The 25,880-nt window shown below is 71.8% G+C and carries 25 protein-coding genes and 2 pseudogenes; 23 read left to right on the top strand and 4 right to left on the bottom strand.

Translation table 11 applies throughout. The annotated features are described in order from the left end of the window. The first annotated feature begins 170 nt into the window (after positions 1-170). The 3 genes from priA to hisF are packed head-to-tail and all read left to right on the top strand — an operon-like array spanning position 171 to position 2,078. Positions 171-893 (top strand): bifunctional 1-(5-phosphoribosyl)-5-((5-phosphoribosylamino)methylideneamino)imidazole-4-carboxamide isomerase/phosphoribosylanthranilate isomerase PriA, encoded by a 723-nt coding sequence (gene priA, locus OUY22_RS22960; protein WP_270157159.1) that lies wholly within the window; start codon positions 171-173, stop codon positions 891-893. A 31-nt stretch (positions 894-924) separates the two neighbouring features. Then, positions 925-1,320: a Rid family hydrolase gene (locus OUY22_RS22955; RefSeq protein WP_270157158.1), complete on the top strand. Its 396-nt coding sequence runs from the start codon at positions 925-927 to the stop codon at positions 1,318-1,320. Further along, positions 1,317-2,078 (top strand): imidazole glycerol phosphate synthase subunit HisF, encoded by a 762-nt coding sequence (hisF, locus tag OUY22_RS22950; RefSeq protein ID WP_270157157.1) that lies wholly within the window; start codon positions 1,317-1,319, stop codon positions 2,076-2,078. The genes OUY22_RS22955 and hisF overlap by 4 nt, the downstream gene beginning before the upstream one ends. A 135-nt stretch (positions 2,079-2,213) precedes the next feature. On the opposite strand, the pseudogene OUY22_RS36950 reads toward hisF, so the two are convergent. The 3 genes and pseudogenes from OUY22_RS36950 to OUY22_RS22940 all read right to left on the bottom strand — a co-directional run. Continuing rightward, a pseudogene (locus OUY22_RS36950) lies at positions 2,214-2,273 on the bottom strand (hypothetical protein); the annotation flags it as partial. A 227-nt stretch (positions 2,274-2,500) separates the two neighbouring features. Next, on the bottom strand, positions 2,501-2,662 hold the full coding sequence (locus OUY22_RS22945; RefSeq protein WP_270157156.1) for a hypothetical protein: 162 nt from the start codon (positions 2,660-2,662) through the stop codon (positions 2,501-2,503). Positions 2,663-2,878: 216 nt separating this feature from the next. Continuing rightward, positions 2,879-3,514 (bottom strand): TIGR03085 family metal-binding protein, encoded by a 636-nt coding sequence (locus OUY22_RS22940; RefSeq protein ID WP_270157155.1) that lies wholly within the window; start codon positions 3,512-3,514, stop codon positions 2,879-2,881. Positions 3,515-3,592: 78 nt separating this feature from the next. Here OUY22_RS22940 and OUY22_RS22935 point away from each other — a divergent pair, with 78 nt between their 5' ends. Together OUY22_RS22935 and OUY22_RS22930 are read left to right on the top strand one after the other, a co-directional pair. Next, positions 3,593-5,455 (top strand): ABC transporter ATP-binding protein, encoded by a 1,863-nt coding sequence (locus tag OUY22_RS22935; RefSeq protein ID WP_270157154.1) that lies wholly within the window; start codon positions 3,593-3,595, stop codon positions 5,453-5,455. Then, positions 5,452-7,242, top strand: coding sequence for an ABC transporter ATP-binding protein (locus tag OUY22_RS22930; protein ID WP_270157153.1), 1,791 nt, complete (start codon positions 5,452-5,454; stop codon positions 7,240-7,242). Before OUY22_RS22935 ends, OUY22_RS22930 begins: the two co-directional genes overlap by 4 nt. Positions 7,243-7,312: 70 nt before the next feature. Here OUY22_RS22930 and OUY22_RS22925 read toward each other — a convergent pair whose 3' ends face one another. After that, positions 7,313-7,708 carry an ATP-binding protein gene (locus OUY22_RS22925; protein WP_270157152.1) on the bottom strand — a complete coding sequence of 132 codons (396 nt, stop codon included), beginning with the start codon at positions 7,706-7,708 and terminating at the stop codon, positions 7,313-7,315. A 287-nt stretch (positions 7,709-7,995) separates the two neighbouring features. Here OUY22_RS22925 and OUY22_RS22920 point away from each other — a divergent pair, with 287 nt between their 5' ends. The 18 genes and pseudogenes from OUY22_RS22920 to OUY22_RS22835 all read left to right on the top strand — a co-directional run. Beyond that, entirely contained in the window at positions 7,996-8,337 is a 342-nt protein-coding gene (locus OUY22_RS22920) for an STAS domain-containing protein (protein ID WP_270157151.1), read from the top strand. Positions 8,338-8,436: 99 nt separating this feature from the next. Further along, positions 8,437-8,808 (top strand): phosphoribosyl-AMP cyclohydrolase, encoded by a 372-nt coding sequence (gene hisI, locus OUY22_RS22915; protein ID WP_270157150.1) that lies wholly within the window; start codon positions 8,437-8,439, stop codon positions 8,806-8,808. Then, the gene (locus OUY22_RS22910) at positions 8,809-9,387 is read left to right on the top strand and encodes a Trp biosynthesis-associated membrane protein (protein WP_270157149.1); all 579 of its coding nucleotides are present in this window, start codon (positions 8,809-8,811) and stop codon (positions 9,385-9,387) included. It abuts the gene before it with no gap. 147 nt (positions 9,388-9,534) lie between these two features. Continuing rightward, positions 9,535-10,203, top strand: coding sequence for a DUF4190 domain-containing protein (locus OUY22_RS22905; protein WP_270157148.1), 669 nt, complete (start codon positions 9,535-9,537; stop codon positions 10,201-10,203). A gap of 120 nt (positions 10,204-10,323) precedes the next feature. Then, entirely contained in the window at positions 10,324-10,893 is a 570-nt protein-coding gene (locus OUY22_RS22900; protein WP_270157147.1) for a CD225/dispanin family protein, read from the top strand. Positions 10,894-10,902: 9 nt separating this feature from the next. After that, entirely contained in the window at positions 10,903-11,334 is a 432-nt protein-coding gene (locus OUY22_RS22895) for a DUF2752 domain-containing protein (protein ID WP_270157146.1), read from the top strand. A gap of 124 nt (positions 11,335-11,458) precedes the next feature. Next, positions 11,459-12,298: an indole-3-glycerol phosphate synthase TrpC gene (trpC, locus tag OUY22_RS22890; protein ID WP_270157145.1), complete on the top strand. Its 840-nt coding sequence runs from the start codon at positions 11,459-11,461 to the stop codon at positions 12,296-12,298. Between the two features lie 23 nt (positions 12,299-12,321). Next, positions 12,322-13,542 (top strand): tryptophan synthase subunit beta, encoded by a 1,221-nt coding sequence (trpB, locus tag OUY22_RS22885; RefSeq protein ID WP_270157160.1) that lies wholly within the window; start codon positions 12,322-12,324, stop codon positions 13,540-13,542. A 15-nt stretch (positions 13,543-13,557) separates the two neighbouring features. Further along, on the top strand, positions 13,558-14,358 hold the full coding sequence (trpA, locus tag OUY22_RS22880) for a tryptophan synthase subunit alpha (protein ID WP_270157144.1): 801 nt from the start codon (positions 13,558-13,560) through the stop codon (positions 14,356-14,358). A gap of 155 nt (positions 14,359-14,513) precedes the next feature. Continuing rightward, on the top strand, positions 14,514-15,074 hold the full coding sequence (locus OUY22_RS22875; protein ID WP_270157143.1) for a DoxX family protein: 561 nt from the start codon (positions 14,514-14,516) through the stop codon (positions 15,072-15,074). Beyond that, positions 15,040-15,792 (top strand): DsbA family protein, encoded by a 753-nt coding sequence (locus tag OUY22_RS22870; RefSeq protein ID WP_270157142.1) that lies wholly within the window; start codon positions 15,040-15,042, stop codon positions 15,790-15,792. The genes OUY22_RS22875 and OUY22_RS22870 overlap by 35 nt, the downstream gene beginning before the upstream one ends. A 25-nt stretch (positions 15,793-15,817) precedes the next feature. Next, on the top strand, positions 15,818-16,894 hold the full coding sequence (gene lgt / locus OUY22_RS22865; protein ID WP_270157141.1) for a prolipoprotein diacylglyceryl transferase: 1,077 nt from the start codon (positions 15,818-15,820) through the stop codon (positions 16,892-16,894). Beyond that, positions 16,891-17,595, top strand: coding sequence for a VIT1/CCC1 transporter family protein (locus OUY22_RS22860; protein ID WP_270157140.1), 705 nt, complete (start codon positions 16,891-16,893; stop codon positions 17,593-17,595). The genes lgt and OUY22_RS22860 overlap by 4 nt, the downstream gene beginning before the upstream one ends. Next, positions 17,592-18,407 carry a hypothetical protein gene (locus tag OUY22_RS22855; protein WP_270157139.1) on the top strand — a complete coding sequence of 272 codons (816 nt, stop codon included), beginning with the start codon at positions 17,592-17,594 and terminating at the stop codon, positions 18,405-18,407. Before OUY22_RS22860 ends, OUY22_RS22855 begins: the two co-directional genes overlap by 4 nt. Before the next feature lie 71 nt (positions 18,408-18,478). Next, positions 18,479-19,072, top strand: coding sequence for a hypothetical protein (locus OUY22_RS22850; RefSeq protein WP_270157138.1), 594 nt, complete (start codon positions 18,479-18,481; stop codon positions 19,070-19,072). Positions 19,073-19,354: 282 nt separating this feature from the next. Continuing rightward, complete coding sequence (gltB, locus tag OUY22_RS22845; protein WP_270157137.1) at positions 19,355-23,860, top strand: glutamate synthase large subunit; 4,506 nt, start codon at positions 19,355-19,357, stop codon at positions 23,858-23,860. 75 nt (positions 23,861-23,935) lie between these two features. Next, the gene (locus tag OUY22_RS22840; RefSeq protein WP_270157136.1) at positions 23,936-25,414 is read left to right on the top strand and encodes a glutamate synthase subunit beta; all 1,479 of its coding nucleotides are present in this window, start codon (positions 23,936-23,938) and stop codon (positions 25,412-25,414) included. A gap of 141 nt (positions 25,415-25,555) precedes the next feature. Then, a pseudogene (locus OUY22_RS22835) lies at positions 25,556-25,880 on the top strand (hypothetical protein); the annotation flags it as partial.

Raw genomic sequence — 25,880 nt, 5'->3', positions numbered from 1 at the left:
CTGGCCCGCCGCCAGCGCGCCCAGAACGCCGTCGTCGCGCTCGGTTTCCTGCTCGTGCAGGCGCTGGCCTGGCTACTGTGGGGCTCGCCGCTGCTCAGCTTCGGCGTCCTGGTCTTCTCCCTGCTCCTGCTGCCCGTTCTCGTCACCCTCGCTTTCGACCGGAGGACTTGATGTCGCTCGTTTTGCTCCCCGCCGTGGACGTCGCGTACGGCCAGGCCGTACGGCTCGTCCAGGGCGAGGCCGGGACCGAGACCGGCTACGGCGAGCCGCTGGCCGCCGCGCTGGCCTGGCAGGAGGCGGGCGCGGAGTGGATCCATCTGGTCGACCTGGACGCGGCGTTCGGCCGCGGCTCCAACCGTGAGCTGATCACCGACCTGATCGGCCGGCTGGACGTGAACGTGGAGCTGTCCGGCGGCATCCGCGATGACGAGTCGCTGGCCGCGGCGCTGGCCACCGGCTGCCGCCGGGTCAACATCGGCACGGCCGCGCTGGAGAAGCCCGACTGGTGCCGCAAGATCATCGCCGAGCACGGTGACAAGATCGCGGTCGGCCTGGACGTGCGCGGCACCACCCTCGCCGCCCGCGGCTGGACCGAGGACGCAGGCGACCTGTGGGAGGTGCTCGACCGGCTGGAGGCCGACGGCTGCCCCCGTTACGTGGTCACCGACGTGACCAAGGACGGCACACTCAAGGGCCCCAACCTCGACCTGCTGAAGCAGGTCTGCGCCCGCACCGACCGGCCCGTCGTCGCCAGCGGCGGCATCTCGTCGCTCGATGACCTGGCCGCCCTCGCCTCGCTCGTCCCGGACGGCGTGGAGGGGGCCATCGTGGGCAGAGCTCTGTACGCCCAGGCGTTCACTCTGGAGAGCGCGCTGGCCACGGTCCGCAGTTAGATCGCCATCGGGAGGGGGCGTGATGGGCGCCATGAGCATGGAGAGCACCGGCATGCGGGTGTTTTCGGGTGGTATCTGGGAGGAGAAGTACGGATACGCTCGAGCAGTCATCGCCGGAGGCCGGGTCATCGTCTCGGGCTGCACCTCGACCGTCGCCGGTGAGGTCCGCCACGTGGGCGACGCGCACCTGCAGGCGCTCACCGCCATGGAGATCGCCCTCGAAGCCGTGGCCAAGGGCGGGCTGTCGCGCGAGGACGTCGTGATGGTGCGCTACTACGTGGTGGAGCAGCGTCACTTCGACCCGGTCGGCGCCGCCATCGCGGAGGTGTTCGGCACGGTCCGGCCGGCCTGCACCGGTGTGCGGGTGGCCGGTCTGGTGGACCCGCGGATGCTGGTAGAGATCGAGATAGAGGCACACAGAGCATGACCGTAGCCGTCAGGGTGATCCCCTGCCTGGACGTCGACGCCGGGCGCGTGGTCAAGGGCGTCAACTTCGAGAACCTGCGTGACGCGGGCGACCCGGTGGAGCTGGCCAGGCGCTATGACGAGGAGGGCGCCGACGAGCTGACCTTCCTCGACATCACCGCCTCCTCCGGCGAGCGCGAGACCATGCTGGACGTGGTGCGCCGGACCGCGGAGCAGGTGTTCATCCCGCTCACCGTGGGCGGCGGCGTCCGGTCGGCCGACGACGTCGACCGGCTGCTGCGCGCCGGGGCCGACAAGGTGTCGCTCAACACCGCCGCGATCGCCCGGCCGGAGCTGCTCACCGAGACGTCGCGCCGGTTCGGCGCGCAGTGCGTGGTGCTGTCGGTCGACGCCAGGCGGGCCCCGGGCACGCCGAGCGGCTTCGAGGTCACCACCCACGGCGGCCGGCGCGGCACCGGCATCGACGCGGTGGAGTGGGCGGCCCGGGGCGAGGAGCTGGGCGCCGGTGAGATCCTGCTCAACTCGATGGACGGCGACGGCACCCTCGACGGCTACGACCTGGAGATGCTGCGGGCGGTCAGGGCCGTGGTGCGGGTGCCGGTGATCGCCAGCGGCGGCGCGGGACGCCTGGAGGACTTCCCGCCGGCGGTGGCGGCGGGCGCCGACGCGGTGCTGGCCGCCAGCGTGTTCCACTTCGGCACCCTGAAGATCTCCGAGGTGAAGGAGACCCTGCGGCAGGCCGGACACCCCGTCCGCTAGCACACCCCGCAGGGGTTGGCAGCCCTCGTGGGCGGCGTCCCGTCCGCGGACGCCGCCGGTGGGGGAGGGCGACAGAGGTGAAGGGTCGCGAACGGTGCGCACCTCGCTCACCGGACCCGGCTGCTCGACGTCCTGCGACTGGTCGAGCATGTTCATCGCCGGCACGGCCACCGTGTGCGCGATGCCGGAGGTGATCCGCTCCCCGAGGCGCGGCCGTGAGGTGGCCTCGCCGCGGATGACGCCGTCGCCGGCGTGGAGAAGCGGATCAGCTCCGCGCCTTCGAGCTCCGCTCGCTCAAGGACGCGCCTGACCCCCGGGGGCCGGGCTGATGGAGCGTGGTGGCGCCTGGACGATCTGTCATCCTGCCTGCGTCACACGACGTGACGGCGCGTGAAAGCCTTTCGCGCAGACAGGACCGACCATCAGGTCAAGACGTTGGTAAAGAAGACGGCCAGCTGATTGGCTCCGTTGATGATTCCGTCGAACACTCCGTTGACCGCGGCGGCGGCGTCGGCCGGCCGGGTGAACAGGTAGAAGACTACGAACGCGACCAACACGTACGTGAGCACCTTCTTGACCTGCATGGGGGGCCTCCTGCAGTCCGTTCCCAGCCGTATATACCCGGATCTGGGCGATCACCTTGCATCTTCTATGAAGATGTTCATGATCCTAACCGGGGGGCTTGTTCGTAGCCCATGCTACGGCCTGCCGGCCCCGCGGGAGCGGCTTATGCGCAGGGGGTTTCGCGCGGCCCAGGTGAGCGTGCACCGTGACAATGGTCACCATGGCGCGGGCGCCGGTCAGACGCCCAGCCGGGCGCTCCTGAGCCGCTCGACCGCCTCGGCGTCGCCGGTCACCTCGGCCCTGGAGTGCTCCTGCCGGCCGAAGCAGAACAGCAGCAGCTCGCTCGCCGGGCCGCTCACCTCGACCTTGGGGCCCTGCTGGGCGCCGCCCAGGACGACGGACCTGGCGCCGCCGCCCCGGCGGTGGAGCACCACGCCGACGGGGGAGCGGCGCAGCATCATCTTCGCCATCCCCGACAGCCGCTTCCAGATCAGGTCCTCAAGGTCTGCGGGCAGCTCGCGCGGCGCCCAGTCCGGCTGGGCGCGGCGCACGTCCTCGTGGTGGACGAAGTACTCGATCGTGTTGACGGCGGTGTCGAGGAACGACAGCCGGTACACCCCGCCCGGCTTGCGGACCAGGCCGACCAGCTCGGGGAACGGGTGCTTGGCCTTCAGCGCGCGCTGCACGGAGGCGGTGCGGCCGGCCAGCGCGGGCAGCGCGATGCCCGGCATCGCGTCCGGGCGGCGCTCACGCAGCACCAGGTGGGCGGCCAGGTCGTAGGTGTCCCAGCCCGCGCAGAGCGTCGGCTCTCCCGGGCCGAGTCGGTCCAGCAGGTCGCAGAGGGCGGCGCGTTCGCTACGGGCGTGAGTCACATCGTCAACTTTACCTGTGGGAATAACGGGGCGATCAGACGTGATAGTGACTTACGTAGAAAAGTCAGGCTGGAAGGAATGCTCCGAGTGGCGAACAAGGTCACCTCGGCCGTCATGCGCCAAGGACTGCGCGTCCTTGGGGTGGCCATCCGCACCGAGAAGGTGGTGTTCACCTTCGCCGTGCTGGCGAGCGCCGTCTACGGAGGGATGACCGTCGCCTCCGCCTGGGCGCTCGGGTGGGCGACCGAGAACGTCGTGCTTCCCGCGTTCGACCGGGGACAGGTCGCGTCCGGCACACTCTGGACCGGGGTGCTGCTCATCATGGGCACGGCCCTGCTCAAGGCGCTGGGCGTGGCCGGGCGGCGCATCCTGGCCGGTCTCATGCAGTACCGCATGCAGGCCCGCTCCCGCCGCGACGTCACCAAGCAGTACCTGCGGCTGCCGCTCGCCTGGCACCACCGTCACCCCACCGGCCAGCTGCTGTCGAACGCCAGCTCCGACGCCGAGGCCGCCTGGGGGCCGCTCGCCCCGCTGCCGATGGCCGTCGGCGTGGTCGTCATGCTGTTCACCGCGGCGATCGGCATCCTGCTCACCGACCTCATGCTCGCCCTGGTCGGCTTCCTGATCTTCCCGGCCATCGCGCTGCTGAACCTCGTCTACCAGCGCCGGCTCAGCCCTCTGGCGACCCGGGCCCAGCAGCTCAGGGCCGAGGTGAGCGAGATCGCCCACGAGAGCTTCGACGGCGCGCTCGTCGTCAAGACCCTCGGCAGGGAGGAACGGGAGACCGACCGCTTCCGCCGCCGCGCCCACGAGCTGCGCGACGCCAACATCGCCGTCGGCAGGGTGCGCGGCCTGTTCGACCCGATGCTGGAGGCGCTGCCGACGCTCGGCGTGCTCGCCGTCCTCGCCGTCGGCGCGCTGCGGATGTCCACCGGCTCGATCGACTCCGGGCAGCTCGTCCAGATCGCCTACCTGTTCACGCTGCTGTCGTTCCCGATCCGGGCCCTCGGCTGGGTGCTGGCCGAACTGCCGCGCAGCGTCGTCGGCTGGAGCCGGGTGCAGGCCGTGCTGGAGGCCGAGGGCTCCATGACCTACGGCGAGGCCGCGCCGCGGGCCGACGGCCCCGCCTCGCTGGAGGTCAAGGACGTCTCCTACGCCTACGGCGACGCCGAGGTGCTGCATGACGTCACCTTCGACGTGCCCGCCGGGCGCACCGTCGCGCTGGTCGGGCCGACCGGCTCCGGCAAGTCGACGCTGGTGCAGCTGCTGGCCCGCCTGGTCGACCCCGGCTCCGGCCAGATCCGGCTCGACGGCGTGGACCTGCGCGACCTGCCCTACGGCGCGGTCGCCCGGTCCGTGGCGCTGGTGCCCCAGCAGACGTTCCTGTTCGACGACACCGTACGCGGCAACATCGCGCTGGACCTGCCCGTCACGGACGAGCGGGTGTGGGAGGCGCTGCGCGTGGCGCAGGCCGACGGCTTCGTCGCCCGGCTCGGCGACGGCCTCGGCACCCGCGTCGGCGAACGCGGCGCCACCCTGTCCGGCGGCCAGCGCCAGCGCCTCGCGCTGGCCCGCGCCGTCGTCCGCGAGCCACGCCTGCTCCTGCTCGACGACGCCACCTCCAGCGTCGACCCCCAGGTCGAGGCCAGGATCCTGTACGGGCTGCGGGACCGGGCCGAGGCGTCGACCGTCGTGGTCGTCGCCTACCGGATGGCCACGATCGCACTCGCCGACGAGGTCGTCTTCCTCGACCGCGGCCGGATCACCGACCGCGGCACCCACGAGGAACTGCTGGACCGCTGCCCCGGCTACCGCGACCTGGTCACCGCCTACGAGCGCGAGGAACTGGAGCGCTCCGCCCTCGACGCGGACGCCGACCCGGACGCCGACCCGGACGCCGACCCCGGAACCGGCCTCGAAGAGGAAGAAGTCAGCGCATGACCGTCGTCGAGAGCGGGCGCATCGGCGCCGGGGCCGAGAGATCCGCCTGGGGGGTGGTCAGGCACGGCCTGTCGCTGACCCCCGAGTTCCGCACGGGTCTGGGCCTCACGCTCGTGCTGGCCACGATCGCCACCTGCGGCAAGATCATCGTGCCGCTGGCCGTGCAGCAGACCATCGACACCGGGATCGCCGCCGGCGCCCCCGATCTGCCGTACATCACCCGGATGGTCGCGGTGTGCGCCGCCGCGGTGCTGCTGACCGCGCTGGCCGCGTACCTGATGAACGTCCGCCTCTACAAGGCCACCGAGTCGTCGCTGGCCACGCTGCGGGTGCGCGGCTTCCGGCACGTACACGACCTGTCGGTGCTCACCCAGAACACCGAGCGGCGCGGCGCGCTGGTCTCCCGGGTCACCAACGACATCGACCAGATCAGCACGTTCATGCAGTGGGGCGGACTGATGATCATCATGGCGTTCGGGCAGCTGCTCATCGCCACGGTGCTCATGTTCGTCTACTCCTGGCAGCTCACCCTCCTGGTCTGGGCCTGCTTCGTGCCGCTGATGATCGCGCTGCCGCGCTTCCAGCGCTGGCTGTCGGCCGCCTACACCCGGGTACGCGAGCGCACCGGCGACATGCTCGCCGCGGTCAGCGAGTCCGTCGTCGGCGCCGCCGTCATCCGCGCCTACGCCACCGAGCGGCGCACCGCCGAGCGCATCGACAAGGCCGTGGACGCCAACAAGGCCGCCCAGGTCAGGGCGCAGACCATCGTCGGGTTCGTGTTCCCGCTGACCGAGATCGTGGCGGCCCTGGCCATCACCGGCGTCGTCGTGCTCGGCGTACGGCTCGGCCTGGGGGGAGACATCACGGCCGGGAAGCTGGTCGCGTTCCTGTTCCTCATCACCCTGTTCGTGGCGCCCATGCAGACCGCCACCGAAGTGCTCAACGAGGCACAGAACGCCATCGCCGGCTGGCGGCGCGTGCTCGGCGTCATCGACACCCCCGCCGACGTGGCCGACCCCGGCGACGGCGGCGTCGAACTGCCGCGCGGCCCGATCTCCGTCTCCTTCGAGGGCGTCGAGTTCGCCTACCCAGGCGGCCCGCCCGTGCTGCGCGGCGTCACCGTGGCCATCCCGCCGCGCTCCCGGGTCGCCGTCGTCGGCGAGACCGGCTCCGGCAAGACCACCTTCGCCAAGCTGCTCACCCGCCTCATGGACCCCGTCTCCGGCCAGGTCGTCGTCGACGGCCACGACCTGCGCGACATCCGCTTCTCCTCGCTGCGCGAGCGCATCGTCATGGTGCCGCAGGACGGCTTCCTGTTCGACGGCACGCTGGAGGAGAACATCCGGTACGGCAAGCCGTCGGCCACCCGCGACCAGATCACCCTCGCCCTCACCGAACTGGGCCTCGCCGACTGGCTCGACGGGCTGCCCGCCGGCCTCGACACCCCGGTGGGCCAGCGCGGCGAGTCGCTGTCGGCGGGCGAGCGGCAACTGGTCGCGCTGGCCCGCGCCTACCTGGCCGACCCCGACCTGCTGCTGCTCGACGAGGCCACCTCGGCCGTGGACCCGGCCACCGAGGTGCGCCTGGCCCGCGCCCTCGAAGGCGTCACCCGCGGCCGCACCGCCGTCACCATCGCACACCGCCTGTCGACCGCGGAGAACGCCGACGAGATCCTCGTGTTCGACGGCGGCCGGCTCGTCCAGCGCGGCCCGCACGCCGAACTGGTGCGGGAGCCGGGCGTGTACGCGGACCTGCACGCGTCCTGGATCTCCGCCGCCCGCGCCTGACCTCCGCGTGCGTGCTTGCGGGTGTCCTTTCCCGGGTTTCGCCGGTTGGGAGCGGCTCCGGGCAGCCCGGTCAAGGGCTGCGGGGACGGGCCGCGAAGGTCACCGTCGTGCCCGCCGGGCCTGACACGATCATGAGCTGGTCGCACAGCCGCCGCGCCAGCCACAGGCCGCGCCCGCCCGCCTCGGACCCCACGGGCGGCGGCGTCGCCGTGCTCCAGCCGGGAGGCAGGCCCGGCCCGTCGTCGGCGACCTCGCACCACAGCCGCCCGTGCCACCGCCACAGCCGCAGCCGCCCGCCGCCTCCGCCGTGCCGGACGGCGTTGGTGACGATCTCGTTGACCACCACCACGAAGTCCTCCAGACCCCGGCCCGCCCACCCCTCCTCGGCGGCACAGGCCATGACGGCCCGGCGCAGCAGCGTGAGCCCGCCGCTCGCGAACGTCGCCGAGAACACCTGCCCGCGCATCCCCCACCGCACTCGCGCCCAACTCCGGCACATCCCGCACCCATCCGCTATTTGACGCGCGGGGGTCGCCTCTGTGCCGCGGACGGTGTCCGGCCGTACGGGCCAGCCGGCCCCGAAGGGCTGGGCCGGTGCCGCGGATCACGACGGACTCCCTACCGCGGGATGCCGCCGAACCTACCGCCCCAAGTGATCTCACGCACCGCGTTCTCCGTAAAACAGTCAGTGACGAACCGGGAGAAGGTGTAGCTTCGGTCGGGGGTCGCCTTGGCACACGAGGCGTGAGGAGCATGGCGTTGGAAGTGCTGCGGATGACGCGTTGCCGGCATGGGGAGCGGACCGTGGTCAGCCTGGCCGGAGAGGTCGACGCGGACAACGTGTCGGAGGTGCGGGCCTGCCTCGCCGAGGCGGTGCGGACCTACGGGCCGCGTCTGGTCGTCGACCTCAGCGGGCTGACCTTCATCGACACGACCGGTCTGGGCGTGCTGGTGCGCCAGCTGGCCGCCCTGCGCGAGCGCGACGGCACGATGGCGCTGGTGGCGCCCGACGGGCAGGTCCTGCGTCGGCTCCGCCGCACCAACCTGGCCCCGCTCTTCCCGATCTACGACACCCTCGGGCAGGCACTCGACTGACCCGCGCGAGCAGGCCGTCCCACCGGGACCGGGGATGGCGTGGTGGCACGCCGGATGGGGGGTGCGAAGGGCATGCCGCGGGCCTGGTTGAATGGCGGCATGCCGCTTGATGCCGAGATCGCCGCGAGACTGAAGCGCGACGGCGACGGGCTGGTGCCCGCGATCGTCCAGCAGCATGACACCGGAGAGGTGCTCATGCTCGCCTGGATGGACGACGAGGCGCTGCATCGCACGCTCACCACGGGCAGGGCCACGTACTGGTCCCGCAGCCGCCAGGAATATTGGGTCAAGGGCGACACCTCAGGACACGTCCAGTACGTCCGAGAGGTGGCTCTCGACTGCGACGGCGACACGCTGCTGGTCCGGGTCGACCAGGTGGGCGCGGCCTGCCACACCGGTGACCGCACGTGCTTCGACGCAGACCGGCTGCGGGCCGTCCGGGGCGCCGCCCCGGAGCCCGCGGAGCGGTAGGTGGCCCCCGGGAAGAGCGCCCCGGCGCGCGAGCCGTGGCTGTGGGCGGCGCTGACCGCCGCGGGCTGCCTGCTCGTGCTGCTCGCCGCCGGCCGCGACTGGGTAGGCGCCGTACGGGGGAGCGGCGAGATGACGGTCCCCACCGGCGGCGACCTGAGCCCTGTGCTGACCCCGCTCGCGCTGGCCGGACTGGCCGGAGTGGTGGCCGTGCTGGTCACCAAGGGGGCCGGGCGGCGGATCGTCGGCTCGCTGCTGGCGCTGTGCGGGCTCGGCGCCCTGGCCGCCGTGTGGGGGGCCACCGCCGAGCCGGGGATCGAGACCTGGCTGCGCGAGCACAACGTGCTCGGCGCGGCGGGCCCGCTGGAATGGGATCTCGCGGTGGGGTGGCCCATGGTCGCCGGGCTCGGCGCGCTGCTGGTGTTCGCCGGCGGGGTTCTCGCCGTGGTGCGGGGCGGCAGGTGGGCGGGCATGTCCGACCGGTACGAGCGAGCCGCCGACGGGCCCAGGGCCCAGACCGACGGGGACCGGGCCCTGTGGGATGCGCTCGACCGGGGAGACGACCCCACCGAATCGCGCTAAGTTCGTCTTCGGACGGGGAATCCGCTCGGGAACGCGCTCGTGCCCGGGGGCGAGGCTGTGGCTGTGGTTCTTCCGTACGCAGTTGACTTTGCGGATTGGATCTCGTGCGGCCGGCCGGCCGCACGACCGTGACGAGGAGCCGAGCTCATGAGCTATGGAGACGAGGGCGGGTACGGTGCCCAGCCGCCCGGCGGCGGCTACGGTCAGCAGCCGCCCGGAGGCGGTGGCTACGGCCAGCAACCGCCCGCCGGCGGCTACGGCCAGCAGCCGCCCAGCGGGGGCGGTTACGGCCAGCAGCCTTCCAGCGGTGGCGGCTATGGTGAACAGCCGCCCGGCGGCTATGGTCAGCAGCCGTCGAGTGGCGGCGGCTATGGTGAGCAGCCCTCCAGCGGGGGTGGCTACGGCCAGCAGCCTCCGAGCGGTGGCGGGTACGGGCAGCAGCCCTCCAGCGGCTCCTACGCCTACGGTCAGCAGCCGCCCAGCGGCGGGTACGGGCAGCAGCCCTACAGCCAGCCCTACAACGCCTACGGTCCGCCGGTCCAGGCCAGGGCCACCAACGGGCTGGCCGTGACCTCGCTGGTGCTCGGCATCGTCGGTCTGGTCCTGTGCGGCCTCACCAGCATCCCCGGCGCCATCTGCGGCCACATCGCGATGGCCCGGATCAAGCAGACCGGTGAGGAGGGCCAGGGCATGGCCATGGCGGGGCTCGTCACCTCGTACATCACGATCGTGCTGTGGCTGCTGCTGTGGCTGCTCTTCGGTGGCGCCTGGCTGGCGCTGCTGGGCCTCGCGGGCGCGGCTTCCACGAGCTACTGAGGTTTTGCAGGCGAATGACAAGTTGCCCGCAAGGTGAAAGTTGTTACATGTCGCCCAATGTTTGTCGCTAGGCTGCGCGCGCACCTCGCTGCGAACTGACGACATGAGGAGTTAAGCGACATGAGTTACGGAAACCAGGGCGACGGCGGTTATGGCGCCCAGCCTCCCGGTGGCGGATACGGCCAGCAGCCTTCCAGCGGTGGCGGTTACGGCCAGCAGCCCCCGAGCGGCGGCGGTTACGGCGGTTACGGTGAGCAGCCTCCGAGCGGCGGTGGCTACGGTCAGCAGCCTCCGAGCGGTGGCGGCTACGGTCAGCAGCCTCCCAGCGGCGGTGGCTACGGCGGCTACGGTGAGCAGCCTCCGAGTGGCGGTGGTTACGGCGGCCAGCCCCCCGGCTACGGCCAGCAGCCCGGCGGCTACGGCACCCCGCCGGACAACCACCTGGTCCCCGCCATCCTGACGACGCTGTTCTGCTGCCTTCCGGCGGGCATCGTCTCGATCGTCAAGTCCACTCAGGTCAACCAGAAGTGGCAGATCGGGGACGTGCAGGGCGCGATGGCCGCGTCGGAGGAGGCCAAGACCTGGTGGAAGCGCTCACTGATCGCGGGCATCGCCCTGTGGATCCTCATCATCGTGGGCTATGTCATCTTCGGGTTCATCCTCGCGGCCAGCGTCACCGTCTACAGCTGACAGGCACCCATGACCGACACGAATCTCGATCGGCGCGGCGCTGACCGGTTCAAGTCAGTGCTCGCGCCGCTCGGCGTGGCCGCGGCGGCCGGCGCCGTCCTGGCGGTCGTCGGCACGATCGACCCCAACCAGCCGGGCAACTACCCGACCTGCCCCTTCCTGTGGGCGACCGGTCTCTACTGCCCGGGCTGCGGCACGCTGCGCACCATCCACGCCCTGGCCCATCTCGACCCGGTGGCGGCGCTCGGGCTGAACCCGCTCGCCCTGGCGATGGTCCCCTTCCTGCTGTTCTGGTGGGGCCGCTGGATGGTGAACGCCTGGCGGGGCAGGCCCCGGCGGACCACGCTCGCGCATCCCGCCTACCTGTGGGCCTTCCTGGCGATCGTGATGGTCTATTGGGTCGTCCGCAATCTCCCGTTCGGGGCGTTTCTCGCTCCCTAGTCGGCCCCCCTGTGGCGAGCCGACCTCGCCGGGGCCGATACCATCGCAGAGACGGGGCCGGGAGCGGACGCCTTGCGAACTGCCGGCCTCCACCCCCACTGCCGACCGGAGGGACCCCAAGCGCGTGAGTGAGCGGACCGAAGGGCCCAGCGTCCTCGACGACATCCTCGACGGGGTGCGTGCCGACCTCGCCGCACGTCAGCAGGCCGTGTCGCTTGACGAGCTCAAGCAGCGGGCCGGGCGGGCCCCCGCGCCGCGCGACGCGCTCGCCGCGCTCGGCGGCGACCGGGTCTCGGTGATCGCCGAGGTCAAGCGCTCCAGCCCGTCCAAGGGCGCGCTGGCCGCGATCGCCGACCCCGCGGCGCTCGCCGCCGACTACGAGGCGGGCGGCGCCCACGTGATCAGCGTGCTGACCGAGCGGCGCAAGTTCGGCGGCAGCCTCGACGACCTGGCCGCCGTGCGCGCCCGCGTCGACATCCCCATCCTGCGCAAGGACTTCATCCTCACCTCCTACCAGCTCTGGGAGGCCCGGGCCCACGGCGCCGACCTGGCGCTGCTCATGGTCGTCTGCCTGGAGCAGGAGGCCCTGGTGTCGCTGATCGAGCGCGCCGAGTCCATCGGGCTCACCCCCCTCGTCGAGATCCACACCGAGGAGGAGCTCGACCGGGCCGTCGCGGCCGGCGCCCGCGTGATCGGGGTCAACGCCCGCAATCTCAAAACTCTCGAAGTCGACCGCGACGTCTTCAGCAAGCTGGCGCCGAAGGTGCCCGATAATGTCATCAAGATCGCGGAGTCGGGCGTGCGCGGGCCGCACGACCTGCTCGCCTACGCCAGGGCGGGCGCCGACGCGGTGCTGGTGGGGGAGAGCCTGGTCACCGGCAAGGATCCGCGCAAGGCCGTGGAGGCGCTGGTCACCGCCGGCGCCCACCCCGCGACACGCCCCGACCACGGAGCAGAGGGATAGCAGTGGCAAACGAAGGCACGATCCTGACCGCCGCCGACCTCGCCGGCAACGGCGTCCACGGCGACGACCCCGACGCGCGGGGCAAGTTCGGCATCTTCGGGGGCCGGTTCGTGCCCGAGGCGCTCATCCCGGCGCTCGACGAGGTCGCCCGCACCTATGCCGAGGCCCGTTCCGACGCGCGCTTCCTGGCCGAGTTCGACCATCTGCTGCGCACGTACGCGGGCAGGCCGACCACGCTCACCGACGTGCCGCGCTTCAGCGAGCAGGCGGGCGGCGCGCGGGTCATCCTCAAGCGCGAGGACCTCACCCACACCGGCGCCCACAAGATCAACAACGTGCTCGGCCAGGCCCTGCTGACCAAGCGGCTCGGCAAGAAGCGCGTCATCGCCGAGACCGGCGCCGGCCAGCACGGCGTGGCCACCGCCACCGCCGCCGCGCTGCTCGGCCTGGAGTGCGTGATCTACATGGGCGCGGTCGACTGCGAGCGCCAGGCGCTCAACGTCGCCAGGATGAAGCTGCTCGGCGCCACGGTCATCCCGGTCCACAACGGCTCCAAGACGCTCAAGGACGCCATCAACGAGGCGTTCCGCGACTGGGTCACCAACGTCGACACCACCCACTACCTGTTCGGCACCGTCGCGGGCCCGCACCCGTTCCCCGAGATCGTGCGCGACTTCGCCCGCATCATCGGCGTCGAGGCCCGCCGCCAGATGATCGAGCTGACCGGCGCGCTGCCCACCGCCGTGTGCGCCGCCGTCGGCGGCGGCAGCAACGCCATCGGCATCTTCCACGCCTTCATCGGCGACGAGGGCGTCCAGCTGCACGGCTACGAGGCCGCGGGACACGGCCTGGAGAGCGGTGAGCACGCCCTCACCCTCACCGCCGGGTCGGTCGGCGTGCTCCACGGCTCGCGCACGTACGTGCTGCAGGACGACGAGGGCCAGACCATCGAGTCCCACTCGATCTCGGCCGGTCTCGACTACCCCGGCGTCGGCCCCGAGCACGCCTGGCTCAAGGACAGCGGCCGCGCCGTCTACCACGGCGTCACCGACGACGCCGCCATGGAGGCGTTCTCGCTGCTGGCCAGGACCGAGGGCATCATCCCGGCCATCGAGTCCTCCCACGCGCTGGCCGGCGCGCTGGAGCTCGGCCGCGAGCTGGGTCCCGGGGCGACCATCCTGGTCAACCTCTCCGGCCGTGGCGACAAGGACATGGGCACGGCCATGAAGTACTTCAACCTCTGACGACCAGGACCACCAATGACGACTCTCCAGACGGTGTTCGCCAAGGCCAAGGCGGACAACCGGGCCGCCCTCGTCGGCTACCTGCCCGCGGGCTTCCCGACCAAGGACGGCGCCATCGCCGCGGCCGCGGCCCTGGTCGAGGCGGGCTGCGACGTCATCGAGATCGGCCTGCCCTACTCCGACCCGTTGATGGACGGCCCGACCATCCAGGACGCGGTGCACCGCTCCCTGGTCAACGGCACCCGCATCGCCGACGTGCTGCGCACCGTCGAGGGCGTGGCGGCCACCGGCGCGGCGACGCTCGTGATGACCTACTGGAACCCGATCGACCGCTACGGCGCCGACCGCTTCGCCCGTGACCTGGCGAGCGCCGGCGGCGTCGGCACCATCACGCCCGACCTGACCCCCGAGGAGTCGGGGCCGTGGTGCGAGGCGTCCGCCGGGGCCGGCATCGACACCGTGTTCCTGGTCGCGCCCAGCTCGACCGACGAGCGCATCCAGGCGGTCGTGGCCCGCTGCACCGGGTTCGTGTACGCGGCCTCGCTCATGGGCGTCACGGGCGCCAGGGAGTCGGTCAACGTCGCGGCCGAGGGCCTGGTCAAGCGCACCCGCGCGCACACCGACCTGCCCGTGTGCGTCGGCCTCGGGGTCGGCACCGGCAAGCAGGCGGCCGAGGTCGCCCGTTACGCCGACGGCGTCATCGTCGGCTCGGCCTTCATCCGCCGCATGCTGGACGCGCCCGACGAGGCCGCGGGCCGCGACGCGATCAAGGAGCTGGCCCGGGACATGGCGCAGGGGGTGCGCGCCCGCGGCTGACCCGGCGCCGACCGCTCCCCGGCACGCCCGGGGAGCTTCGCCATGCCCCCGGTCACCTGCGGCAATCGAGGCTTAGCCGAGACTTATCGGCAGCGTGATCAGATGGTTCCCGATACTGTGCGCTTTCCCGGTACACAGCGAAGAGGAGACAGCCCGTGAACGCCTCGGATGCGTCACGCAACGCCAGATCGGCGGTACCCTGGGTGACGACCGCCGCCCGGCTGGGCCTGGGCGGGGTGCTGATCGCGGCCGGTGGGCTCAAGATAGGCAACCCGTCCGAGTCCGTCGTGGCGGTCAGAGCGTACGAGCTGCTGCCCGACTCGGTGGCCACGACGGTGGGCTACGCCCTGCCGATCGCGGAGATCGTGATCGGCGTGCTGCTGGTCATCGGTCTCATGACCAGGGTCGCGGCGGTGGCAGCCGCGCTGCTCATGCTGGCCTTCGTCTTCGGCATCGCCTGGGCGTGGGCCAACGGGCTGCGCATCGACTGCGGCTGCTTCGGCGGCGGCGGCGAGCTCGGCGCCGGACAGGAGCCGACGTACCTCGTCGACATCCTGCGTGACTTCGGTTTCGTGCTGCTGGGCGCCTGGATCGTGCGCTTCCCGCCCGGGCGCTTCGCGCTCGACCGGCCGCTGGGCCTGGCGGGGATGGACCACCTGACCACAGAAGAGGAGAACGGCGATGGGCAAGGGCGACCGGGCGAAGTCGGCGCGTGAGAAGATCGAGCAGCAGCGCGCCGCCGACCGCGTGCGGGAGCGGCGCAAGAAGCTCGTCACCTACGTGACGGCCGGCGCGGTCGCGCTCGCCGCCGTCGGCGCGGGCTGGTGGTACGCGGCGAGCAGGTCGCAGTCGGAGCAGGCCGGCGAGGCGCTGGCGCCCATCACCGTGCAGCCCGACGGCGCCGTGGTGATGGCCAAGCAGGGTGTCGAGCGGCCGGTGGTCGACGTCTACGAGGACTACCAGTGTCCCGCCTGCCGCGAGCTGGAGCGGGTCAGCGGCCCCACCTTGAAGAACCTCGCCGCCGAGGGCCTGGCCAAGGTCGTCTTCCACCCGATCACGATCTTCTCCCAGGAGCCGACCAAGTCCAACTCGGTGCGGGCCGGCGCGGCCGCGCGGTGCGTCACCGAGGGCGCCAAGTGGATGACCTACCACGACCTGCTCTTCGAGAACCAGCCCAGCGAGGCCGGCGAGGGCTTCAAGCTGGACGATCTGGTCGCCTGGGGCGAGGACGCGGGCATCACCGACCCCGCCTTCGCCGAGTGCGTCACCTCCCAGAAGTACGCGCAGGCCCAGCTCGCCTACAGCCAGAAGATCGGCGACGAGCAGAAGATCGAGGGCACGCCGACCATCAAGGTCAACGGCACCGCGATCGACAACAGCGTGGCGTTCACGCCGCAGGAGCTGCGCCAAACCATCACCGAGGCGGCCAAGTAGCGCCGTGTCCGCTACCCTCACCGACATGCCCCTAGCCTCGATTCCCAGCCCTTCCGACGGGGTCTGGTATCTCGGATTCATTCCGATCAGGGCCTACGCGCTCTGCATCGTGCTCGGCGTGGTCGTCGCCGTCTGGTTGGGCGAGCGCCGCTGGCGCGCTCGCGGCGGCGAGAAGGGCACGATCATCGACATCGCCGTGCCCGCGGTGATCTTCGGTCTGATCGGCGGCCGTCTCTACCACGTCATCACCGACTGGCAGCTCTACTTCAGCGGCCAGGAGAAGGAGCCCATCCAGGCGCTGTTCATCTGGGAAGGCGGTCTGGGCATCTGGGGCGCGATCGCCTTGGGCGGCGTGGGCGTCTGGTGGGCGTGCCGCCGGCGCGGGCTGTCGCTCGGCGCCGTCGCCGACACGGTCGCGCCCGGCATCGCCTTCGCCCAGGCGATCGGCCGCTGGGGCAACTGGTTCAACCAGGAGCTGTACGGCTCGCCCACCACGCTGCCGTGGGGCCTGGAGATCGACCTGGAGCACGGCGGCGAGCCCGGCGTGCTCTACCACCCGACGTTCCTGTACGAGTCGCTGTGGAACGTCGCGCTCGGCTTCGCCCTGATCTACGCCGGCAAGCGGTTCTCGCTGCACCACGGGCGGCTGTTCGCCCTCTACGTCGCCGGTTACACGCTGGGCCGGTTCTGGATCGAGGGCCTGCGCATCGACCCGGTGGGCGGCATCGGCTACGCGGTGGAGTTCCTGGGCCTGCGCATCAACCAGTTCACCGCCATCGCGCTCTTCGTCGGGGCCCTCGTCTACTTCTGGGTCACCAGGAACAAGACCTCCGAAGAGATCGTCAACGTCCGGGCCGACGAGGACGCCGACCCGGCGCACCGGCCCGAGCAGGCCGACCCCGAGGCCGAGGCCGCGGCGACCGCCGACGACCGGCCCGCCGAGGACGCGGCCGAAGACGCCTCCAAGGACACCGCCGAAGAAACCTCCAAGGACACCTCCAAGGACACCTCCGAGGGCGCCGCCGGGGACCCGGCCGCGGCCCCGGCCCGGGCCGCCGGGCAGGAGGCCGAGGCCGTACCCGAGGAGAAGAACAGCCGATGAGTGAGCGCGCGGAGGCACACCACCAGCACCGCGACGTCACCGGCGGCTGGCTGCGGCCGTCCGTGTTCGGGGCGATGGACGGCCTGGTGTCCAACTTCGCGCTCATCGCCGGGGTCGCCGGAGGCACCGGCGACACCGGCGTCATCGCGCTCGCGGGCGCCGCCGGGCTGGCCGCCGGCGCGTTCTCCATGGCGGGCGGCGAGTACGTCTCCGTCGCCAGCCAGCGTGAGCTGGCGCTGCGGGAGATCGAGGTGGAGGCGCGCGAGCTGGCCGACCACCCCGACGCCGAGCTGGCCGAGCTGACCCGCTCCTTCATCGACCGGGGCGTCGAGCCGGCGCTCGCCGGCGAGGTGGCCAGGCAGCTTTCCCGTGACCCGGATCAGGCGCTGGAGCTCCACACCCGCGGCGAGCTCGGCGTCACCCGTGACGACCTGCCCAGGCCGAGACTGGCGGCCGTGTCGTCGTTCCTGTCCTTCGGCGTCGGCGCCGCGCTGCCGCTGCTGCCCTACCTGTTCGGCGCGGCGGAGCTGTGGGTGTCGGCCGTGGTGTCGTGCACGGCGCTGTTCGGCGCGGGCGCGCTCGCCTCGACGGTGACCGCCCGCAGCTGGTGGTATTCGGGCCTGCGGCAGCTGATCGTCGGCGTCGTGGCCGCCGGGCTGACGTTCGCGCTCGGCAACGCGATCGAGGGCGTGGCGCTGTGACCGGCCCGACCCGCACCCGCAGGCGCCGCCGGACGCCGCGCTCGGACTGGCAGCTCCCGCTCCTCACCGACCTGGGGGTCCGTCCCGAACGGCAGAAGCTCCTCGTCGTCGTCGTCTCGGTCGTCGCCGCCCTGGCCGCCGGGGCAGGGCTCGTCGTCGTGGTGACCTCGCTCGGCTCCTACGCGCCCGACCGCCGGACGGGCGCGGCCCTGGCCCAGGCGGACGCGGCGCTGCCGCAGACCTTCCACGGCTGGTCCTCGCCCAAGCTGTTCGATCCGGTCTCCGACCGCGAGAAGGACGCCGCGCCCCTCACCGAGAAGGAGGTCTTCGCCCAGAAGACGCTCACCGGCGAGAAGAAGCTCAGGCTCAAGCTGGTCGCCGGGGCGATCGACGCCGACTGCTCCGCCGCGCTGTGGGGCGAGGAACTGGTCGAGCAGGTGGCCCAGGCCGGCTGCACCCAGGCCGCGCGCGGGCTCTACCTCAGCTCCGACGGCCGTTACGTCGGCCAGTACACCCTGCTCAACCTGCGCGACGGGCAGGCCGCCACCGAGCTGGTCGAGTCGCTCAAGACCCTCTACCGGGGCGGCTGGACCCTGCCGCTGAAGAGCGAGAAGGCGGCCTTCCCCGCGAGCGGCTACACCGAGGCGGGCGGCTACGCTCTGGGCCACTACGTGGGGCTGGTGTGGATCGGCAGGGCCGACGGCGCGGAGCCGACGGCCAGGGACGACTACGTGTCGCTGGCCCTGACCCTGCGCGGCGCCGAGAAGCCCGTCTACCAGCGGGTCGTGGCGATCACCGGGCCGGGCTCGTGACGCGCGCCCGCTCCCGGGGACCCGACGGCCCCGTCAGCGACGACCGTCCGGAGGGGGCGCGGGAGGGCCGCGTGCCGGTCCGGCTCGTCGTGGCGCTGGTGGTGACCGCGCTCGCCGTCCTGGCGGCGGGGGCGTGGCTGTGGTCGGGGCGGGAGGCGCCCCGCCCCGCGACGCTGCGCGCCCAGCCCACGTCGGCGCTGTACGCGCTCGTCGACTCCCGCCAGGCCGACCCCCGCCCGCTGACGGCGGCCGAGGTCTTCACCGACGCGACGCGGACCCTGGGGGAGCTGCGGCGCCAGGCCGTCGAGGAGTTCGCCGACTGCGCGGACGCGCTGTGGGGGGTCGAGGCCGGCGGATGCACGCAGGCGCTGCGCGCGACGTACGCGGGGGAGGGGGCGGCGGGGCAGTTCGTCATCCTCAACCTCCCCGACGGGCGCGCCGCCGACGCCTTGGTCGCGGCCCTCGCCTCGGACGGGTTCGTCCGGCAGGCGGTGGCCTTCGACCCGGCCCGCAGCCGGGCGGAGGTCCGCGCGCTGGGCCACTACGTGACGGTCAGCTGGGCCGGGGTCGCGCCGGGGGCCGCGGCCGCCGACCTCGTGCGGCCCCTCATCGATCTCGACGGACTGAGCGCCGTCGTCCAGTCCCGCGTCCTCGACGCGACCTGAGCGTCCGAAAACCCCGTCGCGCGTCCGGAAAGCCTCACCCGTCCACGGGGCGGCCCTGAGAAGGCGTCATACCCAAGTTCACAGTCCTCGAATCCTGCGTGTTCGTCTGATGTCACGAGGCTGCCAGCTGACCTGGTGAAACGTGCGAAATGTTCGTGATGTGGACGCGATGGGCACTATTCGGGCAGCGTGCGGTAACCTCTACACACGAAACGCAGCAGGGCCAACGTCGTCCCCGCCTGTAAGCAGTCCAAGACAGACGATGACGACGGGAGGGATGCAATGCCTGCTGCCCACCTCGGGTTCCCCGAGCCCCAGGGCCTCTACCACCCCGCCAACGAGCATGACGCCTGTGGTGTCGCCATGGTGGCCGACGTCGCGGGCCGCCGGGGGCACGGGATCGTGGTCAAGGCTCTGACGGCGCTGTGCAATCTTGATCACCGGGGGGCCAAGGGTAGCGAGCCGGACACCGGCGACGGAGCCGGGATCCTCACCCAGATCCCCGACGCCTTCTACCGCGCGATCACCGGCTTCCCGCTGCCCGGCGCCGGGCAGTACGCCACCGGCCTCGCGTTCCTGCCGATCGACGAGCAGGCGCGGGCCATCGCCACCGGCATGATCGAGGAGATCGCCGCCGAGGAGGGCCTGACCGTCCTCGGCTGGCGCGACGTGCCGGTCGACCACACGCTGCCGGGGCCGACCGCCCGCGCGGTCATGCCGTACTTCAAGCAGCTCTTCGTCTCCTCGCCCGGCGGCGAGAGCGGGGCGGAACTCGACCGGCTCGCGTTCTGCCTGCGCAAGCGGGCCGAGCACGAGGTGGACGTCTACTTCCCGTCCCTGTCGGCGCGCACGGTCGTCTACAAGGGCATGCTCACGCCCGACCAGGTCGAGCCGTTCTTCCCGGACCTGTCCGACGAGCGCTACGAGAGCGCGATCGCGCTGGTCCACTCGCGCTTCTCCACCAACACCTTCCCGAGCTGGCCGCTCGCCCACCCGTACCGCTACGTCGCGCACAACGGCGAGATCAACACGGTCAAGGGCAACCGCAACTGGATGCGCGCCCGCGAGGCCATGCTGGCCTCCGACCTGATCCCCGGCGACCTGGCGCGGCTCTTCCCGATCTGCGACCCCGACGCGAGCGACACCGCCTCCTTCGACGAGGTGCTGGAGCTGCTCCACCTCGGCGGACGCAGCCTGCCGCACGCCGTGCTCATGATGATCCCGGAGGCGTGGGAGAACCACACCGAGATGGATCCCGCGCGCCGCGCCTTCTACGAGTTCCACTCCTCCATGATGGAGGCCTGGGACGGCCCGGCGTCGATCACGTTCACCGACGGCACGCTCGCCGGCGCCGTGCTCGACCGCAACGGCCTGCGCCCCGGCCGCTTCTGGGTCACCGCCGACGGGCTCGTCGTGCTCGCCTCCGAGGCGGGGGTGCTCGACTTCAAGCCCGAGGACGTGGTCCGCAAGGGCCGCCTGCAGCCGGGCCGGATGTTCCTCATCGACACCGCCCGCGGCAAGATCATCGAGGATGACGAGATCAAGGCCGAGCTGGCCGCCGCGCTGCCGTACCAGGAGTGGCTGCACGCCGGGCTGGTCAGGTTCGAGGAGCTGCCCGCGCGGCAGCGGGAGATCCCCAGCCACGAGGCGCTCGTCAAGCGGCAGCAGACCTTCGGCTACACCGAGGAGGAGCTGCGCGTCATCCTCAGCCCGATGGCCCGCTCCGGCATCGAGCCGATCGGCTCCATGGGCACCGACACCCCGGTCGCGGTGCTCAGCGAGAAGCCCAGGCTGCTGTTCGACTACTTCAGCCAGCTGTTCGCCCAGGTGACCAACCCGCCGCTGGACGCGCTCCGCGAGGAGCTGGTGACCAGCCTGGCCAGCACGCTCGGCCCCGAGGGCAACCTGCTCGACCCCGGCCCGACGTCCTGCCGCCAGCTCGTGCTGCCGTACCCGGTGATCGACAACGACGAGCTCGCGAAGATCATCCACATCAACGACGAGCACGACCTGCCGGGCCTCCACCCGCACGTCGTCTCCGGCCTGTACGAGGTCGCGGGCGGCGGCGAGGCGCTGCTGCACCGCCTGGACGAGATCCGGGCCGAGGTCTCGCAGGCCATCGCCGACGGCGCCCGGGTGATCGTGCTGTCCGACCGCGGCTCCGGCGAGGCGCTCGCGCCCATCCCGTCGTTGCTGCTCACCGGCGCGGTGCACCACCACCTCATCCAGGAGAAGACCCGGACCAAGATCGGCCTGGTGGTCGAGACCGGCGAGGCCCGCGAGTGCCACCACATGGCGCTGCTGATCGGCTACGGCGCCGGCGCGGTCAACCCGTACCTCGCCATCGAGACCGTCGAGGACCTGGTGGACGGCGGCGCGCTGCGGATCGACAAGCGCAAGGCCGTGCGCAACCTGATCAAGGCGTACGGCAAGGGCGTCATCAAGATCATGTCCAAGATGGGCGTGTCGACCGTGGCCTCCTACACCGGCGCGCAGATCTTCGAGGCGCTCGGGCTCAGCCAGGAGGTCATCGACTCCTGCTTCACCGGCACCACCTCGCGGCTCGGCGGCGTCGGCTTCGACGTGCTCGCCAGGGAGGCCGCCGAGCGTCACCGGCACGCCTACCCGAGGGCCGAGAACGCCCACCGCCGGCTCCAGGTCGGCGGCGAGTACCAGTGGCGGCGCGAGGGCGAGCCCCACCTGTTCAACCCCGAGACCGTCTTCAAGCTGCAGCACGCCACCCGCACCCGCCGCTACGAGATCTTCAAGGAGTACACCGGCCTGGTCGACTCCCAGGCGGAGCGGCTGATGACCCTGCGCGGCCTGTTCAAGCTCCGTCCCGGCAAGGCGATCCCGATCGAGGAGGTCGAGCCCGCTTCGGAGATCGTCAAGCGGTTCTCCACGGGCGCGATGTCGTACGGCTCGATCTCGATGGAGGCGCACGAGACGCTCGCCATCGCGATGAACCGGCTGGGCGGCAAGTCCAACACCGGCGAGGGCGGCGAGGACCCCGAGCGGCTCTACGACCCGGCCCGCCGCTCGGCGATCAAGCAGGTGGCCTCCGGCCGGTTCGGCGTCACCTCCGAATACCTGGTGAACGCCGACGACCTGCAGATCAAGATGGCCCAGGGCGCCAAGCCCGGCGAGGGCGGCCAGCTGCCCGGCCACAAGGTCTACCCGTGGATCGCCAAGACCCGCCACTCCACGCCCGGCGTCGGCCTCATCTCGCCGCCGCCGCACCACGACATCTACTCGATCGAGGACCTGGCCCAGCTCATCCACGACCTGAAGAACGCCAACCCGGAGTCCAGGGTCCACGTGAAGCTGGTCGCCGAGGTGGGCGTCGGCACGGTCGCGGCCGGGGTGTCCAAGGCGCACGCCGACGTGGTGCTCATCTCCGGCCACGACGGCGGCACCGGCGCCTCCCCGCTGACCAGCCTCAAGCACGCGGGCGCGCCGTGGGAGCTCGGCCTGGCCGAGACCCAGCAGACGCTGCTGCTCAACAACCTGCGCGACCGCATCGTGGTGCAGGTCGACGGCCAGCTCAAGACCGGCAGGGACGTGGTCATCGCCGCCCTGCTGGGCGCCGAGGAGTACGGTTTCGCCACCGCGCCCCTCGTGGTCAGCGGCTGCGTGATGATGCGGGTCTGCCACCTCGACACCTGCCCGGTGGGCGTCGCCACGCAGAACCCTGAGCTGCGCAGGCGGTTCAGCGGCAAGCCGGAGTTCGTGGTCAACTTCTTCGAGTTCATCGCCGAGGAGATCCGCGAGTATCTCGCCGAGCTGGGCTTCCGCTCGCTCGACGAGGCCATCGGGCACGTCGAGATGCTCGACACCACGGCCGCCGAGGACCACTGGAAGGCGAGCGGGCTCGACCTGTCGCCGATCCTGCACCGTCCGGAGCTGCCCGCGAGCGCGGCGCTGCGCCGGGTCGGCGCCCAGGACCACGGCCTGGAGCACGCCCTGGACAACACCCTCATCCAGCTGGCCGAGGGCGCGCTCAACGACGGCACGCCGGTCACGCTGGACCTGCCGATCCGCAACGTGAACCGCACGGTCGGCACCATGCTGGGCTACCAGGTCACCAAGCGCCACGGCGGCAAGGGCCTGCCCGACAACACCATCGACATCTCCTTCACCGGCTCGGCGGGCAACTCGTTCGGCGCGTTCGTGCCCCGCGGCATCACGCTGCGGCTCACCGGCGACGCCAACGACTACGTCGGCAAGGGCCTGTCCGGCGGGCGCATCACGCTCCGGCCGTACGAGGAGGCGCCGCTCGACGGCCACATCATCGCCGGGAACGTCGGCCTGTACGGCGCCACGTCCGGAGAGGTGTTCATCCGCGGCGTCGCCGGGGAGCGGTTCTGCGTGCGCAACTCCGGCGCGACCGCGGTCGTCGAGGGCGTCGGCGACCACGGGTGCGAGTACATGACCGGCGGCAAGGTGGTCGTGCTCGGCCCCACCGGGCGCAACTTCGCGGCCGGCATGTCCGGCGGCGTCGCCTACCTGCTCGACCTCAAGGCCGAGCGGGTCAACCGGGAGATGGTCGCCATCGAGGCGCTCACCGGGGAGGACGCCGACTTCCTCAAGGAGGCCGTCGAGAAGCACTTCGCCGAGACCGGCTCCCCGGCCGCCAAGCAGCTGCTGGCCGACTGGGACGCCGCGCTCGGCCGGTTCGGCAAGATCATGCCGACCGACTACAAGCGGGTCCTGGAGGCCGCGGAGGCCGCCAGGATCGAAGGCAGGGACATCGACGAGGCCGTCATGGCGGCCGCGGTGCAGTCGTGACCCGCCGCAAGGAGCATGGCCATGAAGGCGGACTGTGCTCGACCAACGACGTTCAGGGTTAAGGGAGGCGTACCGATGGCTGACCCCAAGGGGTTCCTCACGCACGAGCGGGAGCTGCCGGCGCGCCGCCCGGTCGACGTCCGCATCGGCGACTGGCGTGAGGTCTACCAGGACTTCTCGCAGGACAAGCTGACCAAGCAGGCGGCCCGCTGCATGGACTGCGGCATCCCGTTCTGCCACAACGGCTGCCCGCTGGGCAACCTCATCCCCGAGTGGAACGACCTGGTTTACCGCACCGACTGGCGCGAGGCGATCGAGCGGCTGCACGCCACGAACAACTTCCCGGAGTTCACCGGCAGGCTCTGCCCGGCTCCGTGCGAGGCGGCGTGCGTGCTCGGCATCAACGCCGACCCGGTGGCGATCAAGCGGGTCGAGGTCGAGATCATCGACCGCGCGTTCGCCGAGGGCTGGGTCACCCCGCAGCCACCGCGGCGCAAGACCGGCAAGCGGGTGGCCGTGGTCGGCTCCGGCCCGGCCGGGCTGGCCGCCGCCCAGCAGCTCACCCGCGCCGGTCACGACGTGGTGGTGTACGAGCGCGCCGACCGGGTCGGCGGCCTGCTGCGCTACGGCATCCCCGAGTTCAAGATGGAGAAGCGGCACATCGACCGCCGGCTGGCGCAGATGCGGGCCGAGGGCACCGAGTTCCGCACCAGTGTGAACGTCGGCCTCGACGTCACCGCCGCCGAGCTGCGCGAGCAGTACGACGCGGTGGTGCTGTGCGGCGGCGCCACCCAGTGGCGCGACCTGCCGGTGCCGGGCCGCGACCTCAAGGGCGTCCACCAGGCGATGGAGTACCTGCCGCTGGCCAACAAGGTCCAGGAGGGCGACCTCCAGGTCTCCCCGATCTCCGCCGAGGGCAGGCACGTCGTGGTCATCGGCGGCGGCGACACCGGCGCCGACTGCATCGGCACCGCCATCCGGCAGGGCGCCGCGTCCGTCACCCAGCTGGAGATCATGCCCCAGCCGCCGGCCGCGCGGCCGGCGGGGCAGCCGTGGCCGACGTTCCCGATCCTGTTCAAGATGGAGAGCGCCCACGAGGAGCTCGCCGTCCAGGGCGGGGAGCGGGTGTACGCGGTGTCCACCACCGAGTTCGCCGGCGACTCCGACGGCAACGTCAGGGCGCTGCGCCTGATCGAGGTCGAGGGGCCGCAGGCCGGCTTCAAGCCGATCCCCGGCACCGAGCGGGAGATCCCGGCAGAGCTGGTCACGCTCTCCATGGGCTTCGTCGGCCCGGAGCGGGGCCCGCTGCTCGCGGACCTGGCGGAGCTGGGCGGCGAGGGGTTCTTCGACGCCCGGGGCAACGTCGCGCGTGACAAGACCTACATGTCCAAGGTCGACGGCGTGTTCGTGGCCGGCGACATGGGCCGCGGTCAGTCGCTCATCGTCTGGGCGATCGCCGAGGGCCGCGCCGCCGCCAGCGGCGTCGACCGTTACCTGACCGGTGACACGGCGCTGCCGTACCCGATCCTGCCGACGGCCCGTCCGCTCGTCTGACGCGTCCGCGAACGCCCGTCCCGCTCGCCGGGGCGGGCGTTCGCGCTGTCCGGGGGAGGGGCGTACCGGGGCAGGGGTTGCATCAGTTGCCGCAGGTCGGGAAGATGCACATTCTCGGAGAAGACATAAGATAGGGGAGAAATGCGGCGAATTGCTCCCATCCTTACAGCGCTGGCCACGGCGGTCACGCTCACCGCCTGCACCCCCTCCGCCCCCGCGACCCCGGCGGCCGCCGCCACGGCGGACACCGAGTACCTCGTCTTCTACGCCGACGGCCGGCGTTCCAGCGCGCTCGCCGCCGTCCGGGAGGCGGGCGGCACCGTGACCAGCACCGAGACCGGCACCGAAACCGGTACAGAGACCGGTACAGAGACCAGCACCGAGACCAGCACTGAGACCAAGCTCGGCTACGTCCTCGCCCGCGGCCACGACGACCGCTTCCCCGAGACCGTCGGCGCCGACCCCG

Origin of the sequence: Nonomuraea corallina (genome assembly GCF_027620315.1) — a bacterium.
GTDB lineage: Bacteria > Actinomycetota > Actinomycetes > Streptosporangiales > Streptosporangiaceae > Nonomuraea > Nonomuraea corallina.
This window is presented reverse-complemented; position numbering and strand designations above follow the sequence as displayed.

Excerpts from the sequence above, each read along its gene's own strand:
- hisF (WP_270157157.1), top strand. The coding sequence starts at position 1,317 with ATGACCGTAGCCGTCAGGGTGATCCCCTGCCTGGACGTCGACGCCGGG.
- OUY22_RS22935 (WP_270157154.1), top strand. The coding sequence starts at position 3,593 with ATGCTCCGAGTGGCGAACAAGGTCACCTCGGCCGTCATGCGCCAAGGA.
- OUY22_RS22900 (WP_270157147.1), top strand. The coding sequence starts at position 10,324 with ATGAGTTACGGAAACCAGGGCGACGGCGGTTATGGCGCCCAGCCTCCC.
- OUY22_RS22920 (WP_270157151.1), top strand. The coding sequence starts at position 7,996 with ATGGCGTTGGAAGTGCTGCGGATGACGCGTTGCCGGCATGGGGAGCGG.
- OUY22_RS22870 (WP_270157142.1), top strand. The coding sequence starts at position 15,040 with ATGGGCAAGGGCGACCGGGCGAAGTCGGCGCGTGAGAAGATCGAGCAG.
- OUY22_RS22905 (WP_270157148.1), top strand. The coding sequence starts at position 9,535 with ATGAGCTATGGAGACGAGGGCGGGTACGGTGCCCAGCCGCCCGGCGGC.
- OUY22_RS22955 (WP_270157158.1), top strand. The coding sequence starts at position 925 with ATGAGCATGGAGAGCACCGGCATGCGGGTGTTTTCGGGTGGTATCTGG.
- OUY22_RS22930 (WP_270157153.1), top strand. The coding sequence starts at position 5,452 with ATGACCGTCGTCGAGAGCGGGCGCATCGGCGCCGGGGCCGAGAGATCC.
- trpA (WP_270157144.1), top strand. The coding sequence starts at position 13,558 with ATGACGACTCTCCAGACGGTGTTCGCCAAGGCCAAGGCGGACAACCGG.
- OUY22_RS22895 (WP_270157146.1), top strand. The coding sequence starts at position 10,903 with ATGACCGACACGAATCTCGATCGGCGCGGCGCTGACCGGTTCAAGTCA.
- OUY22_RS22945 (WP_270157156.1), bottom strand. The coding sequence starts at position 2,662 with ATGCAGGTCAAGAAGGTGCTCACGTACGTGTTGGTCGCGTTCGTAGTC.
- OUY22_RS22840 (WP_270157136.1), top strand. The coding sequence starts at position 23,936 with ATGGCTGACCCCAAGGGGTTCCTCACGCACGAGCGGGAGCTGCCGGCG.
- lgt (WP_270157141.1), top strand. The coding sequence starts at position 15,818 with ATGCCCCTAGCCTCGATTCCCAGCCCTTCCGACGGGGTCTGGTATCTC.
- priA (WP_270157159.1), top strand. The coding sequence starts at position 171 with ATGTCGCTCGTTTTGCTCCCCGCCGTGGACGTCGCGTACGGCCAGGCC.
- gltB (WP_270157137.1), top strand. The coding sequence starts at position 19,355 with ATGCCTGCTGCCCACCTCGGGTTCCCCGAGCCCCAGGGCCTCTACCAC.
- OUY22_RS22860 (WP_270157140.1), top strand. The coding sequence starts at position 16,891 with ATGAGTGAGCGCGCGGAGGCACACCACCAGCACCGCGACGTCACCGGC.
- hisI (WP_270157150.1), top strand. The coding sequence starts at position 8,437 with ATGCCGCTTGATGCCGAGATCGCCGCGAGACTGAAGCGCGACGGCGAC.
- OUY22_RS22925 (WP_270157152.1), bottom strand. The coding sequence starts at position 7,708 with ATGCGCGGGCAGGTGTTCTCGGCGACGTTCGCGAGCGGCGGGCTCACG.